Annotated in this window: 12 protein-coding genes; 2 read left to right on the top strand and 10 right to left on the bottom strand. The window is 61.5% G+C overall.

Features of this window, described 5'->3' with window-relative positions:
• Positions 1-546 precede the first annotated feature (546 nt).
• The 5 genes from D8U82_RS18210 to D8U82_RS18190 form a co-directional block, all read right to left on the bottom strand.
• The gene (locus D8U82_RS18210) at positions 547-1,056 is read right to left on the bottom strand and encodes a hypothetical protein (protein ID WP_024013039.1); all 510 of its coding nucleotides are present in this window, start codon (positions 1,054-1,056) and stop codon (positions 547-549) included.
• A gap of 8 nt (positions 1,057-1,064) precedes the next feature.
• Positions 1,065-1,580, bottom strand: a complete 516-nt coding sequence (locus D8U82_RS18205; RefSeq protein ID WP_122706290.1) for a hypothetical protein — start codon at positions 1,578-1,580, stop codon at positions 1,065-1,067.
• The gene (locus D8U82_RS18200; protein WP_038862158.1) at positions 1,577-2,230 is read right to left on the bottom strand and encodes a hypothetical protein; all 654 of its coding nucleotides are present in this window, start codon (positions 2,228-2,230) and stop codon (positions 1,577-1,579) included. Before D8U82_RS18200 ends, D8U82_RS18205 begins: the two co-directional genes overlap by 4 nt.
• Positions 2,231-2,456: 226 nt before the next feature.
• Entirely contained in the window at positions 2,457-3,752 is a 1,296-nt protein-coding gene (locus D8U82_RS18195) for an OprD family porin (RefSeq protein ID WP_130902682.1), read from the bottom strand.
• A 288-nt stretch (positions 3,753-4,040) separates the two neighbouring features.
• Positions 4,041-5,744, bottom strand: a complete 1,704-nt coding sequence (locus D8U82_RS18190) for an amidase (RefSeq protein WP_130902681.1) — start codon at positions 5,742-5,744, stop codon at positions 4,041-4,043.
• Between the two features lie 309 nt (positions 5,745-6,053).
• Here D8U82_RS18190 and D8U82_RS18185 point away from each other — a divergent pair, with 309 nt between their 5' ends.
• Together D8U82_RS18185 and D8U82_RS18180 are read left to right on the top strand one after the other, a co-directional pair.
• A complete protein-coding gene (locus tag D8U82_RS18185) occupies positions 6,054-7,169 on the top strand; it encodes an AI-2E family transporter (RefSeq protein ID WP_110600494.1) in 1,116 nt (371 codons plus the stop codon).
• 10 nt (positions 7,170-7,179) lie between these two features.
• On the top strand, positions 7,180-8,793 hold the full coding sequence (locus tag D8U82_RS18180; protein ID WP_122505604.1) for a mechanosensitive ion channel domain-containing protein: 1,614 nt from the start codon (positions 7,180-7,182) through the stop codon (positions 8,791-8,793).
• Positions 8,794-8,796: 3 nt separating this feature from the next.
• Here D8U82_RS18180 and D8U82_RS18175 read toward each other — a convergent pair whose 3' ends face one another.
• From D8U82_RS18175 to D8U82_RS18155, 5 genes are all read right to left on the bottom strand, one after another.
• Positions 8,797-10,062, bottom strand: coding sequence for an OmpP1/FadL family transporter (locus D8U82_RS18175; RefSeq protein WP_241089374.1), 1,266 nt, complete (start codon positions 10,060-10,062; stop codon positions 8,797-8,799).
• 98 nt (positions 10,063-10,160) lie between these two features.
• Positions 10,161-11,663 (bottom strand): glycine betaine/L-proline transporter ProP, encoded by a 1,503-nt coding sequence (gene proP / locus D8U82_RS18170; RefSeq protein ID WP_024013032.1) that lies wholly within the window; start codon positions 11,661-11,663, stop codon positions 10,161-10,163.
• A gap of 317 nt (positions 11,664-11,980) precedes the next feature.
• Positions 11,981-13,279: a carbohydrate porin gene (locus D8U82_RS18165; protein ID WP_130902680.1), complete on the bottom strand. Its 1,299-nt coding sequence runs from the start codon at positions 13,277-13,279 to the stop codon at positions 11,981-11,983.
• Positions 13,280-13,375: 96 nt separating this feature from the next.
• The gene (locus tag D8U82_RS18160) at positions 13,376-15,781 is read right to left on the bottom strand and encodes a glucose/quinate/shikimate family membrane-bound PQQ-dependent dehydrogenase (RefSeq protein WP_130902679.1); all 2,406 of its coding nucleotides are present in this window, start codon (positions 15,779-15,781) and stop codon (positions 13,376-13,378) included.
• Positions 15,782-16,133: 352 nt separating this feature from the next.
• Positions 16,134-17,150, bottom strand: a complete 1,017-nt coding sequence (locus D8U82_RS18155) for an NADP-dependent oxidoreductase (RefSeq protein WP_130902678.1) — start codon at positions 17,148-17,150, stop codon at positions 16,134-16,136.
• Between the last annotated feature and the right edge of the window lie 28 nt (positions 17,151-17,178).

The following is a 17,178-nucleotide window of genomic DNA, read 5'->3' as shown; positions in this document are numbered from 1 at the left end:
GCGGCTTGGTGGAGTTTTTTTGAGTCGAGGGATTCGTAGGGGGAGGTGGGATCGGATTCTGGTGGGTTTGGTGTTGGTTTGATCATGGTGAAGCTCCTATTAGGTGGAGCCGTCAGGCACTGTCGCTAAACAGTGAGGTGGCGGCTGTACGCAGGTTAGCGAACCGGTTATAGGCACCCGGCAGACCCGAAGGTCTCCCACATACAGCCACCATGGCGCAGTCGCAGACATTGAACCCGCGACAAAGCATGGAACGCTGATGCACCTATTCAAGATCCGGGTCGCTAAACCCGATCGCTGATTCGTCAGCGACCGCACCACAATAGAACCCGCCCCCAAGGCGCACAAGCCGGCGGATTCTGGCTTGGCTGTAGGCAATGGCGCAAGGATTTGTAGCCTTGAGACCGTGTCAGCAGGTGTCTTTTAAACAGCTTCGTTTAAATCGAAGAATTGCGCCGAACCTGATGGCCTCTTCGCGAGCAGGCTCGCTCCCACATTGCAATTCATGGCGCCGCAGTCCACCGCACCAGCCCACATCACCCAACCTTATGGTTGATACGGAATCAACTTGTCCCGGTCCATTTCCACCAACAACTGGTCGAGCATCTGCCGTTTGTTCTCGACCCCGGGAATCGGCACATACCACGTCATCACGCTCCAGCCTTCGCGGGAGTAGTTGTAGGTTTTGAGCAGTTGGCCATCCTTGAAGACCGAGCCGCGCAGGTTGTCCTGGTAGTGGTAGGGCATCGGGAAGGTGAACAGGGTGAAGACGTTGACCAGCGCCAGCCAGTTGACCTTGCCGTCGCTGGGTTCGGTGATCAACAGGCTGTAGCCGTTGCGGGTGTAACCGCCGTCGAGCATCGAGAACGCGCCGGTCTTTTTCAGGACGCTGACGGTTTCGCGCTGATGCTGCTCGTCGATGCGCGTATACGCCGGCCCCATGCCGAGCGTGACCGGCACGTAGGCCTGATCGGCATGGTAATCGAGCGGCTGCAAGGTGTTGGCGCAGCCGCCCAGCATCAGTGAGGCACAGAGCAGGCCGGCGACTTTTATCATCGCGCGGTTCATTGCGCGACTGCCGGGATCAGCCGGTCCTGCTGCACATCCTGCGCGAAGGCGCGGGCGATGCGGCCGAGGTTCTGTTCGCGCATCTCGCCGCCCTGATCCAGTAGCCAGACGTATTTTTGAGTGATGTTGCGATAGGTGTATTGCTTCAGTCGCTTGTCACCCTGGAACACGGTGAATTCGGTTTGCGTGTCGAATTCGTTCGACAGCGGCAGCAAGAACAACGTCGCGGTGCTCAGCAGAATCACCGGAAACGGCGGCAGGTGACGTTCCACATTGAGTTTGACCTGCACGTTGTACTCGTCAGCTTTACCGCTGCCGGTTTCGATAGTGCGGAACACACCGGTCTGACGCAGGTGGTTGCGCAGGCTGGAGCCGTTTTCCGGATCATCGACCATAACGTGAATCGGCTGCAGATAATCCTGAGCGTCCGTAAGCGTGCGCTCGGGCAAGGTGTTGGTCGCCGCGCAACCGGTCAACAGAGCGGCGGCGGTGAGGGCGATGATTTTTTTCATGGTTTGGCATCCACGGCAATACCCGGAATGGGGCCGGTGAAGATGTAGGGCTGAGCACGGTTGAGGTCGAGTTTCAGCGGTTGCAGCGTTGGCAATCCTGGCGCCAGACGTTGCGCAATCAGCGCATCGCGGGCGTTCTGATCACTCCAGCGGAACGCGCAGAAACCGGCTGTCAGGCAGAACGAGCGGAACTCGCCGATGTAATAGGCCTTGCCGGGTTCCAGGCGCATCGGCAGGTTGAATTTTTCCCGCGCCTCTCTCGAGGTGAAAACAGTGCCTAGCCCAGGTTGATAACGTGCGGAAAAGAACTGGAAATCATAGAACTCGTAATCGCCCGGCTTCAGGGGAAGCACGAATACGCTCGCTGCGCCGACACCGTCCTGAACATCCTGCGGCGTGGAGTAAGCGCCGGCCATTTTCCAGACGCCGGCCGCACCGTATTCGGAACCGCGTTTGCGGAAAAAGATTCGCTGGTTGTCAGCGGCTGATTGCTTGAGTGATTGCGGCCCGATTGAGCCAACGAGATAACTGACTGGCTCGCTTGCCTTGGGTTGCAAGGGTTCGCTGACCCAGGAAGCGCTTTCGGTAATGCAGCCGCTGAGCGTCGCGGCGAGCACGACGGCCGCTCCGAGTTTGAATAGCTGAAACATGTACATCCCTGAATCTGCTTGCGTTGATTGACTACAAACAGGAAGGTCAATCAATGCCTTCCTGGCTTGGCTTTTTATGCGGGGGCGCAGAATAAACGAGGTGATGGCACTTGGCTAGCCGCTGTAGGCGCTGCGGTACGCTGAAATCAATTGATTTGGATCTCAGGGAGCAAACTCAGGGTTTGTGGCCGACGCAGGAACCTGTGGGCGGGTTGATCGTGTTACCTCAAAAACCCAACGGGTACTGGATGACCACGTAAATCCGGTCAATATCATCGCCAGCCTGCGCTTCGTTGGCGCGGTGGGTGACGTGCGACAGCTGCACCGACAGATCCTTCGCGCTGCCGGACTGCACGACATATTTCAGGTCGATATCGCGTTCCCAGTGTTTGCCGCCGCTGCCTTGTTGCGGTTGATAGTCGCCGCTCTCGGCGTCGAAAGGGTTGTAGGCGCCGCCCTTGGGCGCGTGCGTTCCGTCGATGTGGCTGCCGCTGACGTAGCGGGTCATGAAGTTCAGGCCGGAGATGCCGAAGGCGCCGAGGTCGAGGTCGTAGCGGGCTTGCCAGGAGCGTTCGTTGGCGCCGTTGAAGTCGGCGTATTTGATCGAGTTGGCGAGGTAGATCGAGTCGCCACCGACGAAATCGAACGGCGTGTCGCCATTGATGCGTTGCCAGCCGAGCATCACCGCGTGCGCGCCAAAGTTGTATTTGCCGGAGAGGCTGAAGGCGCTGTTGTCGATCTCGCCGGCCAATGCGCGGCCGGTGTCGCGGGTGTGGTAGAGGTTGGCGTCGAGCAGCACGCCGGACTGTTTGAAGTGCAGGTTGCCGTAGTACTGGTGCCAGGTGTCGCTCAGTTCCGAGGCATACAACGCGCCGCCGATCGGGCTTGAGCTGAACAGATCGGCACCGACGAAGCTGATGCCGCCCGCTTCGGTGTTGGCGCCGTATCCAAAGAAATCGCCTTGGCCGGAAGAGCTGTCCTGGTCCTTGAACGCGGTGAAATGCCCGGCGACCAGATTGACGTTGTCGAACTCGGCGCTGTTGAGCAAAAAGCCTGTGGCGTATTCCGGTTGCAGGCGTTTGTCGGAGGTGTCGAAGACCGGGGTTTCTACGGTCATTTCGCCGAAGGCCAGAGTGGTGCGCGAAGCTTTCAATTTGAGCGCACCGCCCGCGCTGGAATAGTCGTGTTCGCTGCGGCCATCGCTGTCGACCGGTAGCAGGCCGGTGCCGGAATGGCCCTTGCCGCCGTCGAGTTTCAGGCCGGCGAAAGCGTGGGCGTCGATGCCGAAACCGACTGTGCCCTCGGTGAAACCGGATGAGAAGTTGCCGATAAAGCCTTGTGCCCATTCCTGTTTGTAGTTTTTCCCGGAGGGCGTGGGCGAGCGGTAGTCGTTGCTCAGGTAGAAGTTGCGCAGCAGGACATCGCTTTCGGCGTCGTCGAAAAAGCCGCTGGCGTGGGCGGTGCCGGTCAGACCGCAGAGCATGGCAAGCAGGGTGAGGCGGGAGGGGGCGCGGTTGATCATGGTCAGGGCCGGTGGTAATCAGGATGGCGCTGATGATCGGCGGATTGGCCTGGAAAGGATTGGGCCGGTGTGCTGAGTTGGCAGCCCTCACACCAAACCCTGTGGGAGCGAGCCTGCTCGCGAATGCGGAGTGTCAGTTAACAAAAATGCTGACTGACACAGCGCTTTCGCGAGCAGGCTCGCTCCCACAGTTTGAGTCGGGGTAGTCAGTTGGAAATGTGGCGGCTGTCAGGCCGCCATCGCTGGCAAGCCAGCTCCCACAGTATTTGTGGGAGCTGACACAGTGCATTAAGCCAGCGGCGGTGTACGCGGTGGGATCTGGCGTTTGCTGCCGGTGGATTCGAAAGCGGCGGCGAAGCGCAGCAGGTTCGAGTCGTCGTAGGCGCGGCCGGCGAAGGTCAGGCCGACGGGCATGCCGATGTCGGCCATCACACCCATGGGCACGGTGACGGTCGGCACGCCGAGGTGGCGGATCGCGAGGTTGCCGTTGGCCACCCAGACGCCGTTGCTCCAGGCGATGTCGGCCGAAGCAGGATTGACATCGGCGTCCGCCGGGCCGACGTCGGCGACGGTCGGGAACAGCACGGCGTCGAGGCCGAGGTTATCCATCCAGTCTTCAAGGTCGATGCGTCGGGTCTGCTCCAGACCGCGCAAACCATCAGGCACGGTTGGGATTTCATTCCACGGCGTGATGCCGCGTTCGGCCATGCGCACGTATTCGTCCATGCCGGCGGCCAGATCGCCTTCGCGGTTGGGCAGGGTGCCCGGGTCGTGCGGGAAGATCTTCGGCCCGTCGACGTCAACCAGACGATTAAGCTTCGGGTCGCCGTTGGCTTGCAGGAAGTCGTCGAATGCCCAGGCAGTCAGATCCCACAGTTCATGGTGGAGGAATTCTTTCGACACCAGCCCACGGGTGAACACGGTCGGCGCGCCAGGGCGGTCGCCTTCGCAGTTGGAAACCAGCGGAAAGTCGGTTTCGACGACTTCGGCGCCAGCGGCTTCCAAGGCCTGACGCGCCTGTTTCCACAAATCGATCACGGACGCGCGGGTGTTGATGCGCTGACCGGTCGGGCCGCCAATGCCGGGGGCTTCGCTGGTGCCAGCGTCCGGGTCGGCATTGATGTACATGCGCGGGATGGCGAAGCGTTTGCCGGCCAGGGCTTTGGCGTCGGCGGCCAGTTCGCTGTACGCAGCCGGGCGCACTTCGCTGACACGCGGGATCGGCACCCACGGCTGCAAGCGCCAGAGGTCGCCACGGGTGTCGGTATCTTCGGCGACGACCACGTCGAGCACTTCGAGCAGGTCGGCCATGGTCCGCGCGAACGGCACGACGACGTCCATGGTCGGGGTCAACGGCCAGTTGCCGCGCACCGAGATTACGCCGCGCGACGGGGTGTAGGCGCACAGGCCGTTGTTCGACGCAGGGCCGCGACCGCTCGACCAGGTTTCCTCGGCCAGGCCGAACGCAGCGAAACTCGCAGCGGTCGCGGTGCCGGCGCCGTTGGACGAGCCGGAGGCGAACGGTGCGGTCAGGTAGTCAGCATTGTACGGGCTTTCAGCGCGGCCATAGACGCCGCGTTGCATGCCACCATTGGCCATCGGCGGCATGTTGGTCTTGCCCAGGCAGATCGCCCCGGCAGCGCGCAGGCGCTCGATGGTGAAGGCGTCGCGATGGGCGACCAGATCGGCGAACGCCGGACTGCCGGAAGCGGCGGTCAGGCCCTTGACCAGATAGCTGTCTTTGGCGGTGTAGGGGATGCCATCGAGCGGGCCGAGGGTCTCACCTTTGGCACGGCGGGCATCGGAGGCGCGGGCTTCGTTCAGTGCTTCGGGGTTGCGCACGACGACGGCGTTGAGTGCCGTCGGGGTGTCGGCGCCATCGTAGGCATCAATGCGTGCCAGATAGGCCTGCACCAGCTCCACGGCAGTGGTCTGGCCGGATTCGAGGGCGGCGCGCAGTTGGGCGATGGAGACTTCGGTGACTTCGATCATGGGGTCACCTGTTGAGCGTGGATGTTCTGGGCAGGGGTTTTCATAGCGGTTCTCGTGGCACGGCTTGAAGCGACAAGGTCGGGACTGGCGCCTATTTAACACCATGCGGCGGGCGGAGTAATCGGTGGGGTGATGGTTTTGTTGGTAGATGGCCTGAGCATCCGTGCTGCCTGACCTTGCGCTTTCGCGAGCAGGCTCGCTCCCACACCGTGTTGCGTAAAGCGATAATCCCGCGCCCCGCAGGAAGACCGGCCGAACATGTTCTAGGCTCAGCGCATCCCGAATGCTGCACCGCTCAGGAATGTTGCCATGGAAGAAAAGCCGCTGATTGCCTTCAACAGTTCCAAAGCCTTGCTCGACGTGCTGATCCGCGCCGGGTTGATCGCGACCCTGGTGCTGTTCTGCTACGACATTTTCCATCCGTTTCTCAATGTGATGCTGTGGGCGTTGATCCTCGCAGTCACGCTGTACCCGCTGAACCAGAAACTCGGCGCAAAACTCGGCAACCGTTACGGTTGGGCGGCGATTGTGCTGGTATTGCTGGGGCTGGTGATCCTGATGGTGCCGCTGAGCCTGCTCGGCGCATCCGTGGCCGATTCGGTGAAGGTGGGCATGCAAACTGTTGAAGCGGGGCAGTTCGAGATTCCGCCGCCACCCGCCAATGTCGCCGACTGGCCGCTGATCGGCGCGCCGTTGTATGGCATCTGGATGCACGCTTCGCAGGACCTGAGCTGGGTGTTCAAGGAACTGGCGCCGCACCTGACCAGTTGGGGGCGGGTGCTGTTGCATCAGGCCGCCGGCGTCGGCGCAGGCATCGTGGTGTTTGTCGTTGCACTGATTGTCGCTGGACTGATCATGACCCACGGCGAACGCGGCCATCGCACAGCGGTGGCGATCACCACGCGGATTTCCGGCCCGGTGCGTGGCCCGCAGATCGCGCAACTGTGCACCTCGACCATTCGCGCGGTGGCGCAGGGCGTGGTCGGTATCGCCTTTATCCAGATGATCCTGATCGGTGTGGCGCTGGTGATCATGGGCGTGCCCGCTGCCGGCGTGCTGGCGTTGATGGTGTTGCTGCTGGGCATCATGCAACTGCCGGTGCTGTTGGTTACCGTGCCGGTGGTGGTGTTCGTCTTTGCCCATGACGGCGTCGGTGCCGGCACGATCATTTTCGCCGTGTGGATGGTGATCGCCGGGCTTTCCGACAACGTGCTCAAGCCGATGTTGCTCGGCCGTGGCGTTGCCGTGCCGATGCCGGTGGTGCTGATCGGCGCGCTGGGCGGCATGGTCACCAGCGGCATCATCGGCCTGTTCACCGGGCCGGTGATCCTGGCGGTCGGTTATGAATTGTTCATCGGCTGGGTCTATCAACCGGCCGACGTCAGCGAAGTGCTGGACGAAACCTCTCACGACAATCAGCCATAAGGAACGGCGCATGGGTAACAGGCTGATGGTGCTGGCGATGCTGCTGGCTGCAACACTGTGGTCCGGGCTCGGCCAGGCACTGGAAGACACCACGACAGCAACGGACGAAGCGGTAGAACTGAAAGTGGCCAACCGCAGCATCATGCTGTTTCGCGCAACCATTCTTGGCGAGGCGCCGGCCTCACGGGTCAAGCGGGCGAAGCGGGTGATCAGTGAAGCGCTGGAGGAAGACCCGGAACTGAAAATCAGCACTGATTCGATCCAGAACAGTTACATGGTGCTGATCGGCAATACCCGTGCGTTCATCGTTGCACCGAAAGACGTCGACAGCCTGGCCTATTCCTCGGTGCAGGAAGCCGCCGAGGGCGCAGCGGAAAAACTGCGCCAGGTGGTCAACGAGACCCGTGAGGCGCGCAACGTGCAGATGATTGTGCGTTCGCTGGCGCTGGCGGCGGTGGCCACGCTGATCTATCTGGCGCTGCTGTGGTGCCTGTCATGGCTGCGCCACAAGCTGTTGGCGAAACTGCCGGCGCTGATGGATCGGCACACCAAGGCGCTGAAGGTCGGGCGGGTGCAACTGATCGATTCGAATTTTCTCTACCCGTTGGTCAGCCGCTGTCTGTTGTTCCTGCGTTGGTTGCTGATCCTGCTGCTGTCCTACGAATGGCTGGGTTTTGTCCTGTCACGCTTCCCGTATACGCGGCCGTGGGGCGAAAGCCTCAACAACTATCTGGTGGAACTGGCCGGTTATCTGTTGCAGGGCATCGTCGATGCGATACCGGGGCTGGGCGTGGCGCTGGCGATTTTCTTTATCGCCCGGGGCGTGACCGCATTTACCCGACGCATCCTGCGCCGGATGGCCGCGCCGGGGACGTTCAGTTGGCTCAACCATGAAACCCTGCAACCGACGCAACGCCTGACCGCACTGGCAGTCTGGCTGTTTGCGCTGGCGATGGCTTATCCCTATCTGCCCGGCGCCGGGACCGATGCGTTCAAAGGCTTGTCGGTGCTGATCGGCCTGATGATTTCCCTCGGCGCCACCAGTGTCGTCGGGCAAGCGGCGGCCGGGTTGATCCTGACCTACACGCGGACTTTGCGCCCCGGCGAGTTTGTCAGGATCGGCGAGTACGAAGGCACCGTCACCGAGCTGGGCATGTTCACCACGCGGATTCGCACCGGCCTCGGTGAAGTGCTGACGCTGCCCAACTCGATGATCACCGGCACCGTGACCAAGAACTACTCGCGTACCGTGCAAGGTCCGGGCTACGTGGTCGACACGGTGGTGACCATCGGCTACGACACGCCATGGCGCCAGGTCGAAGCGATGTTGCTGGAGGCGGCCAAACGCACGCCGGGCGTGCTCGAAGACCCGCCGGCGCAGGTGTTCCAGACCGCGCTGTCGGACTTCTATCCCGAGTATCGCCTGGTGGCCCAGGCCATCCCCAGCCAGCCGCGCCCGCGTGCGGTGTTGCTGAGCATGCTCCACGCCAATATTCAGGACGTGTTCAATGAATACGGCGTGCAGATCATGTCGCCGCATTACCTGGGCGATCCGCAGCAGGAAAAACGCGTGCCGCCGGAGCAGTGGTTCACCGCACCGGCGCAGGCACCGAAGGATGAGTGATCCCTAGAAACGCCAGACCACGCCGCCGCCCAGCACATGCAGGGCGGCGTTTTTGTATTCGCCGGAGACCGAGCCGCCGGAGCGCGCTTTGGTCTGTTGCACGTCCATGTCACCGAGGTAGATCAGCGTGTAGCTCATGTGCACATCGACATCTTCCTGCAACGCATAGCTGACCCCGGTCGCCAGGCGCCAGGCTTCGTTCATCGGGTTGTCGACGGTGCGATCCTTGTCGTCCACTGCCGAGGAGTCGTAACCGAGGCCGACGTTCCAGCGCAGTTTCGGGTTGATCTGGTGCTGCGCGCCGATCGAGGCATGCCAGGTGTCCTTGTATTGCCGCTGCGCAGTTCTGGAAGTCGAGCCCAGGTCGGTATCGACTTCCACGCCGACCTTGCCGAAATCGCTCCAGTCCTGCCAGCCGAGGCTGCCGAGCAACGTCCACTGCGGATCGAGCTGGTAGGACACGCTGGTGGTGACGGTCTGCGGCACGTTCATGTCGACGTTCAGCTGATCGGCGTCAAGACGGTTGAGCGCCAGACGCAGCAGCGGATTGGTGATTTTCTTAAGCTCGGGTTTGTCTTCGAATTTGAGCTTGATCTTGCTGGTCCACGCCAGCCCGAGTTTGGTCCGCTCGTTGAGGTTGTAGAGCACGCCGACGTTGGCGCCCGTGCCCCAGTCGGTGTCCTTGTAACGCAACTGACCATCCTCGGCGTTGCCCAGACCGAGCACGTTATTGTTGACCGCCACTTCGGTGCGGAAGTAGCCAAGCATGAAGCGCGGGCCGAGGCCGACGGACAGGTCGTCGGTGATCTTGTAGGCATAGGTGGGCTGGAATGACACACCGATAATGGCCGACTCCTGAGCGAAATAGCGCCCGGCCCAGTCATCGTCGTAGTCCAGCGCCAGACCGAAATTGCCGTACATGCCGAAGCCGATCGAGGAGCGCTCATCGAGTTGATGGCTGATGAAGAAGCTGGAGCCGGGCAGGTACTTCAAGGCGTTGCCACCTTCGTTGCCGCCGAAGGTATTGGCGTTGTCGCGGGAGAAGCTGACGTCGCCGAGGATCAACTGCGCGTTGAAGTTGATCTGCGTGCCCGCCAGTTGGCTGATGCCCGCCGGGTTGGTCATCAGAATGCTCGGGTCGCTGGCCATGACCGCAGAGCCGGCGTTGGCCAGCCCGGTGCCTTCGTGGCCGGCCTCGTAAATCATGATGCCGCCGGCTTCGGCCTGGAGGCTGGCGAAGAGCAATCCGCCAGCGACCGAACTTTTCATCAGCTTGAACATGTGAACTCCTTGAATGGCATGCGATCCGGTTTCAAGGCTAGCTCAAGCTCGGCGCGGCGTCGGACCGATTGCCGACGCCGCACTGATCAATCGATGCGCGGATGCTGGAGCGCCAGTTCCTTGCGCTTGGCTTCCAGCGCGGCGATTTCGGCATCGATGTCTTCGATTTTCTGCTCGATGTTGTCGTGGTGTTCCTGCAACAGCTCCTTGGCCTCTTCGAGGTCGGAAGCCGCCGGGGCCGCGCCGCGCAGCGGCTTGTTGGCGGTTTCCTTCATGGTCACACCAGTGACCAGACCGACCACGGCGATGACCATCAGGTAGTAGGCGGGCATGTACAGGTCGTTGGTGCTTTCCACCAGCCAGGCCACGGCAGTCGGGGTCAGACCGGCGATCAGCACCGAGACGTTGAAGGCACTGGCCAGCGCGCTGTAGCGGATGTGCGTGGGGAACATCGCCGGCAGGGTCGAGGCCATCACGCCGATGAAGAAGTTGAGCAGCACCGCGAGGATCAGCAGGCCGGAGAAGATCAGGCCGATGCTGCCGCTGTTGATCAGCATGAACGCCGGAATGGCGAAGATGAACAGGCCAATGCTGCCGACGACGATGAAGGGCTTGCGGCCGATCTTGTCGCTGATGAAACCGATCAGCGGCTGCACGAAGAGCATGCCGACCATGATCGCGATGATGATCAGCACGCCGTGGTTTTCGCTGTAATGCAGGTTGTGCGTCAGGTAACTCGGCATGTAGGTGAGCAGCATGTAATAGGTGACGTTGGTCGCCGCCACCACGCCGATGCAGGTCATCAGGCTGCGCCAGTGTTTGGTTGCGACTTCCTTGAACGACACCTTCGGGCCACCGGCGAGGCCTTCGCGGTCGCCTTGTTCGAGTTTTTCCACGTGCTGCTGGAACGCCGGGGTTTCTTCGAGGGCGTGGCGCAGATACAGGCCGATCATGCCCAGCGGCAGGGCGAGGAAGAACGGAATCCGCCAGCCCCATTCTTCGAAGCGCTGTTCACCAAGAATCGTCGAGATCAGCACCACGACACCGGCGCCGAAGACGAAACCGGCGATCGAGCCGAAATCCAGCCAACTGCCGAGGAAGCCGCGCTTTCGGTCGGGCGCGTATTCAGCGACGAAGATTGAGGCGCCGGTGTATTCGCCACCGACCGAGAAACCTTGGGCCATTTTCGCCAGCAACAGCAGGATCGGCGCCCAGATGCCGATCGAGGCATAGGACGGAATCAGGCCGATGGCGAAGGTGCTCAGGGACATGATGACGATGGTCGCGGCGAGGACTTTCTGCCGTCCGTATTTGTCGCCGAGCGCACCGAAGAACAAACCGCCAAGCGGACGGATGAGGAAGGGCACGGAGAAGGTCGCCAGCGCGGCGATCATTTGCACGCCGGGATCGGCGCCGGGGAAGAAGACCTTGCCGAGCACATAGGCGACAAAGCCGTAGACGCCAAAGTCGAACCATTCCATGGCGTTGCCCAGTGCGGCGGCGGTGATCGCCTTGCGCATCTTGGCGTCGTCGACGATGGTGATGTCTTTCAAACCGATCGGTTTGACGGTGTTCTTGCGTGATTTCATTGCGCTGTTCCCGCTCGCTGATCCAGATTACCGCTGCGATGCCATCTCCATGATGGCGCCGGCTCTTCTGGCTCAGATACATGCAGACACGAAATAATTCACCGATAGGCTGGAATTAATTTCGACAGGTGGGGCGGGTGGTCGGTGCGCTGAAGAGCTTGGTTGGAGCATTCAAGATAGTTGTTGCCTGAGCCCATGCCATCGCGAGCAGGCTCACTCCTACAATTTTGCGCGGCGAATCACAATTCCCTGATCCAACACAAATCCCCTGTGGGAGCGAGCCTGCTCGCGATGACGGCAGCCCTTTCACCACAAGGTTAAAGCGCAGCCTTCACCTGCAAACCCACCACCAGCGCATTATCGATGTCCTGCCCGGAAAACGCCCCCGGTTCGATGATGTATTGCAGGTTCGGGCGCAGGGTCAGCCATGGGGTGGCCTGGTAGCCGTAACCCAACTCGATCAACTGCTCGGCGCTATCGAGGTTCGGGAACGCAGCACCATTGGCCAGCGCGGCATCCTGCTGCACATCGCGGCTGCGCGGGTTTGGCACGGCGCGGCCGTAGCCCAGCGCCAGGGTGTCACGCGGGCGGCCTTCGAACGGTTTGTACAAAACCACACCGGTGCCGTACCACTTGCTGAACGGCGAGGCCGCTTCGCTGGCCGCCGAATACTGACCGAAGGCATGCAGGCTGCGGCCTTCGGAGGTCGGCGAACGCCATACGGCCTGATCGATCAGCAGATAATGCCCGCCACGCCCGGACACTTCGTCGTCGCTGCCAATGCGTTTGACGTCGGAGCTGTCGTAGTAATAGCCGAGCTTGTACTCACCCGGAAGCTCGCCGGCGTGCTTGTACACCAGCTCGATCGGCACGACGGTGCCGGTGGTGTGCTTAGGCCCCAGATGCCAGGCGCGACTGGAATTGCCGTTGCTTTCTGGATCGACGTTAAACGCCGCCACACGCAACTGCCAGGACGGCGACAGGTCGTATTTGACCCGCACGCCCAGACGCGCGTTGGGGTAGTTGGTCCAGCCGCTGCCGCCGGACATGTTCAGCGGGTGACCGCAGAAACCGGCGTTCATGAAGTTGCACAGAATGCCGCTGTCGAGGCCGCCGAGGTCGTTGCCCATGGCCATGTAGCCGAGCTTCACGTTCAGCGCCGGGGTGAACAGGCTGCGCTCATAACTCAGTTCAGTCAGGCGCGTGTACAGGCCGCCGTAGTTTTCCTGAATCGGCAGGCGGTTGCCGACCAGATCTTCCGAAGCGCTGTTGCCGCGCCGGTCGTTGATGGTCAGTTGCACTTTGCCGGCGTTGTCGACGCCGTAGAGTTTGCTCAGATCAAACTGCACGCCGAGTTTGATGTTCTGCGAGTAGCGCGCCGAACGGTGCAGGCCGCCGTCGGCGTTGTAAGCGGTTTCGCCGCTGTAATCGCCAGTGAACTTGACGCCGTCTGCATCGAGTTGATGACGCAAGCCGCCCCAGTCACCGGTCAAGGTGCTGCGGGTCAGCAGATCGGAGTCGCTGGCGGCCAGCGCGGGGAGGGCAGTGGTGCAGCTCAGGCCCAGCAACAGGCCAGTGGAAAGCGTGGTTCGAGAAAAGCGAACAGCCGATGACATGTGAATCCTTCCTGCTGAAATCTTTAACGCAATAAAACGGCGACGCGGTGCTTGGGGCACCGCGCGCTTGGAGGAGGTTGGTGGTGCGGCAGCGAGTTACGGCAGGGCGTAAGCCATCACGTAATCGCCACGATCGGTCGACTGGCGTGCGCCGCCAGCAGTGACGACGATGTACTGCTTGCCGGTCTTCGGCGAGACGTAGGTCATCGGGCCGCCTTGGCTGCCGACCGGCAGACGGGCTTTCCAGACTTCTTCGCCGTTGCCGCTGTTGAAGGCGCGCAGGTAGAAGTCCTGGGTGCCGGCAATGAAGATCAGGCCGCCCTGGGTCGACAGGGTGCCGCCGAGGGTTGGCAGACCGATCTTGATCGGCAGGTGCATGCGGATGCCCAGGGGACCGGTGTCTTCAACGGTGCCGACCGGAACCTGCCATGCGACTTTCTGGGTCTTCATGTCGATCGCGGTCAAAGTGCCGAACGGCGGCGCCTGGCACGGAATGCCGGCCACCGACAGGAAGCGGTTCTTGTTCACCGCGTACGGCGTGCCTTTGAGTGGAACAGCGCCCATGCCGGTGTTCAGCGCTTCGCCACCGCCAGCGGCCTGGCCTTTGTTCTGCGACGGGATCATCTGGATCCACAGACCCAGGCGCATGTCGTTGACGAAGATGAAACCGTGCACCGGGTCAGTGGAGATGCTGCCCCAGTTCATGCCGCCCAGCGAACCCGGGAAGCTCAGCGATTTGTCGGTACCCGGCGCGGTGTATAGGCCGTCGTAGCGCATGCTCTTGAAGTCGATGCGGCAGAGCAGCTGGTCGTACGGCGTGGCGCCCCACATGTCCGATTCGGTCAGGTGCTGCGCGCCGATCTGCGGCATGCCCACGGATTTCGGCTGAGTCGGCGAGTACGGCTCGTTAGGGATGTTCGCGGCTTTCACCGGTACTTCCTTGACCTCGGTCAGCGGCTTGCCGGTGGCGCGGTCGAGCACATAGATCTGCCCGGCCTTGGTGCCGATGACCAGCGCCGGAACGCTTTGGCCGTCCTTGTCGAAGTCGATCAGGCTCGGCTGCATCGGCAGGTCGAAGTCCCACAGATCGTTGTGCACGGTCTGGAACACCCAGCGTTCTTCACCGGTGCTGGCGTCCAGCGCGAGGATCGAGGCGCCGTACTTGTGGTCCAGTTCGCTGCGCTCGACACCATAGATGTCGGTGGACGAGCTGCCCATCGGCAGGAATACGGTGTTGGTCGCCGCGTCGTAGGACATCGGCGCCCAGCTGTTCGGCGTGCTGCGTACGTAGGTTTTGCCGTCGGCCGGCGCGTTGCGATCCTGCGGGTTGCCCGGGTCGAACGCCCAGCGCATGGTGCCGGTGATCACGTCAAAACCACGGATCACACCGCCTGGCATGTCGCTTTGCACGTTGTCGGCAACACGACCGCCAACCACCACGGTGGTGCCAGCCATCAATGGCGCGGACGACAACTGATAGTAGCTGTCCGGAACATCACCCAGACCGGCCTTCAGATCGACCTGGCCGTTGTTGCCGAAACCCTGGCAGAACTCGCCGGTGTCGGCATCGACCGCGATCAGGCGGGCATCGATGGTGTTGGTCAGCAGACGACGCTGGCAGTTGGCGGCCGGCTCGGGTTTGGCTTCGATGATCGAAGAGTTGCTCGGCTGAGCGATGGTGACGGTGGCATCGAAATAGGCCATGCCACGGCAGCGCTGCCAGACTTTCGACTGGGCGTTGATCTGGTTTTTCCAGATTTCCTTGCCGGTGTCGGCGTCCAGCGCGATCAGGTTGTTGTGCGGGGTGCAGATGAACACCTTGTTGCCGACCTGCAGCGGGGTGAGCTGGTCTTCGGCGCCGTTGCCATCGCTCTCGGCGACGTCACCGGTGTGGTAGGTCCACGCGACTTTCAATTTGTCGACGTTGTTGCGGTTGATCTGATCGAGCGCGGCGAAGCGGCTGCCACCTTCGGTGTTGCCGTAGTGCGCCCAGTCTTTCTGCGCCTTGGCCGGCTCGACCGGTGTCAGGCCCGGGCCAGCGCCAGTCGCCGCAACCGTCGGGTGAGCGACAAACATGTTGCCCGCCGCAACCGCGACACCGACCGCGAGCACAGCGGCCACGGCATACGCGCCACGACCCGCCTCGCGGCCACTGGCACGCGCCAGCAGCGGGTAGACCAGAGCGACGACCATACCGATCGCGCTGAACATGAACAGCCGCGAGAACACCGGCCAGAACACCAGCCCCGCGTCAGCCACGGCCCAGATCGCGGTGGCCACGAGAAATGCGCCGAACAGCCAGGCGCCTGCAGTTTTCTTCAGTGCGATCAGCACCCCGGAAACGGTCATCGCCAGACCGCCGACCAGGAAGTACCAGGAACCGCCCAGGCTGACCAGCTTCACACCGCCGGCCGCGAGCGCCAGACCGAGCAGGGCGATGATCACGCCAAGGCCGACCAGAATGAACGTTGAAACGCCTGAGACGCGTTGACTGTGGTTCACATTGAAAGTCCCGTTTGAATGAAGCGCGGGATTATAACGGTAACTAACCATTCAGTTAACCGCAGTTTTGCCAGGAAAACGTGCACTTCTGTGAATCACAGCGTGGTGCAGGATGGGCAAAATGCAAGTTGAGAGGGGTTTCTCGACGTTTCAGCGGGGGATGGCGAGTCGGGCTTGCAGTTGCAATGCACATATACAAACACCGCGCTGAATTCACCCCTCACCCCAGCCCTCTCCCCGAGGAGAGGGAGCTGATTTGTGGGCTTTTTGGGATATATGTTCGACTCGGTATCTCAGGTCGGCGTTACTCGCGCATTCAGCTCGGTCAGTTCCTTCTCCCTCTGGGAGAGGGTTAGGGTGAGGGCGTTTCAGGATCGATCACGATGGCAACCTTGCCCTTGGCCCGACCTTGTTCAACGTAGTGCAACGCGTCAGCTATCTGATCGAACGGAAAAGTGCGATCAACCACCGGTTTGATCACTCCTGCCTCAATCAATGCAGTGATTTTTTGCAACTGAGCGCCATCGGCACGCATGAACAGAAACGAATAACCCACCCCACGCTTGCGCGCCTTGCGCCGAATGCCACTGCTGAGCAGACGCATGACCAGCCCCAGCAGCCAGGACAAACCATGCTCCTGAGCGAACTGCGCAGTCGGCGGCCCTGACAGGGAAATCAGCTGCCCGCCCGGTTTCAACACCTTTAACGATTTCTCCAGCACATCGCCGCCGAGGCTGTTGAGCACCACGTCGTAGTCGCGCAGCTCAATGGCGAAATCCTGTTGCTTGTAATCGATCACTACATCAGCGCCCAGCGCCTTGATCCACGCGACATTCGCCGTGCTGGTCGTAGTCGCAACAAAAGCGCCGAGGTGTTTGGCCAGTTGAATGGCGACCGTGCCAACGCCACCGGAGCCGGCGTGAATCAGCACTTTCTGGCCTTTTTGCACGTTGGCGACTTCGACCAGGGCCTGCCACGCCGTCAACGCCACCAGCGGCATGCAAGCCGCCTCGGTCATGGCGAGATTGGCGGGTTTCAACGCGATCGCTTGTTCGTCGACAGCGATGCGTTCGGCAAACGTGCCAATCCTGTTTTCAGGCGCACGCGCATAAACCTCATCGCCCGGCTTGAAACGCTTGACCGCCGCACCGGTGCTGAGCACCACACCGGCGACATCGTTGCCCAATATCAAAGGCATTTGATAGGGCAGGATCATCTTGAATTCGCCGCTGCGAATCTTCAGATCCAGCGGGTTGACGCTGCTGGCGCGCACTTCGATCAGCACGTCGTGCGCGCCGACCTGCGGTTCCGGGATGTCGCCGATCCGGCCGTTCTGCTTGCCATAGCGCTCGATGAAAAATGCCTTCATTGCGGATGCTCTTGTCGGTAGAAACCCG

Source organism: Pseudomonas sp. Sample_23, from assembly GCF_004307595.1.
Classification (GTDB): Bacteria; Pseudomonadota; Gammaproteobacteria; order Pseudomonadales; family Pseudomonadaceae; genus Aquipseudomonas; species Aquipseudomonas atacamensis.
This window is presented reverse-complemented; position numbering and strand designations above follow the sequence as displayed.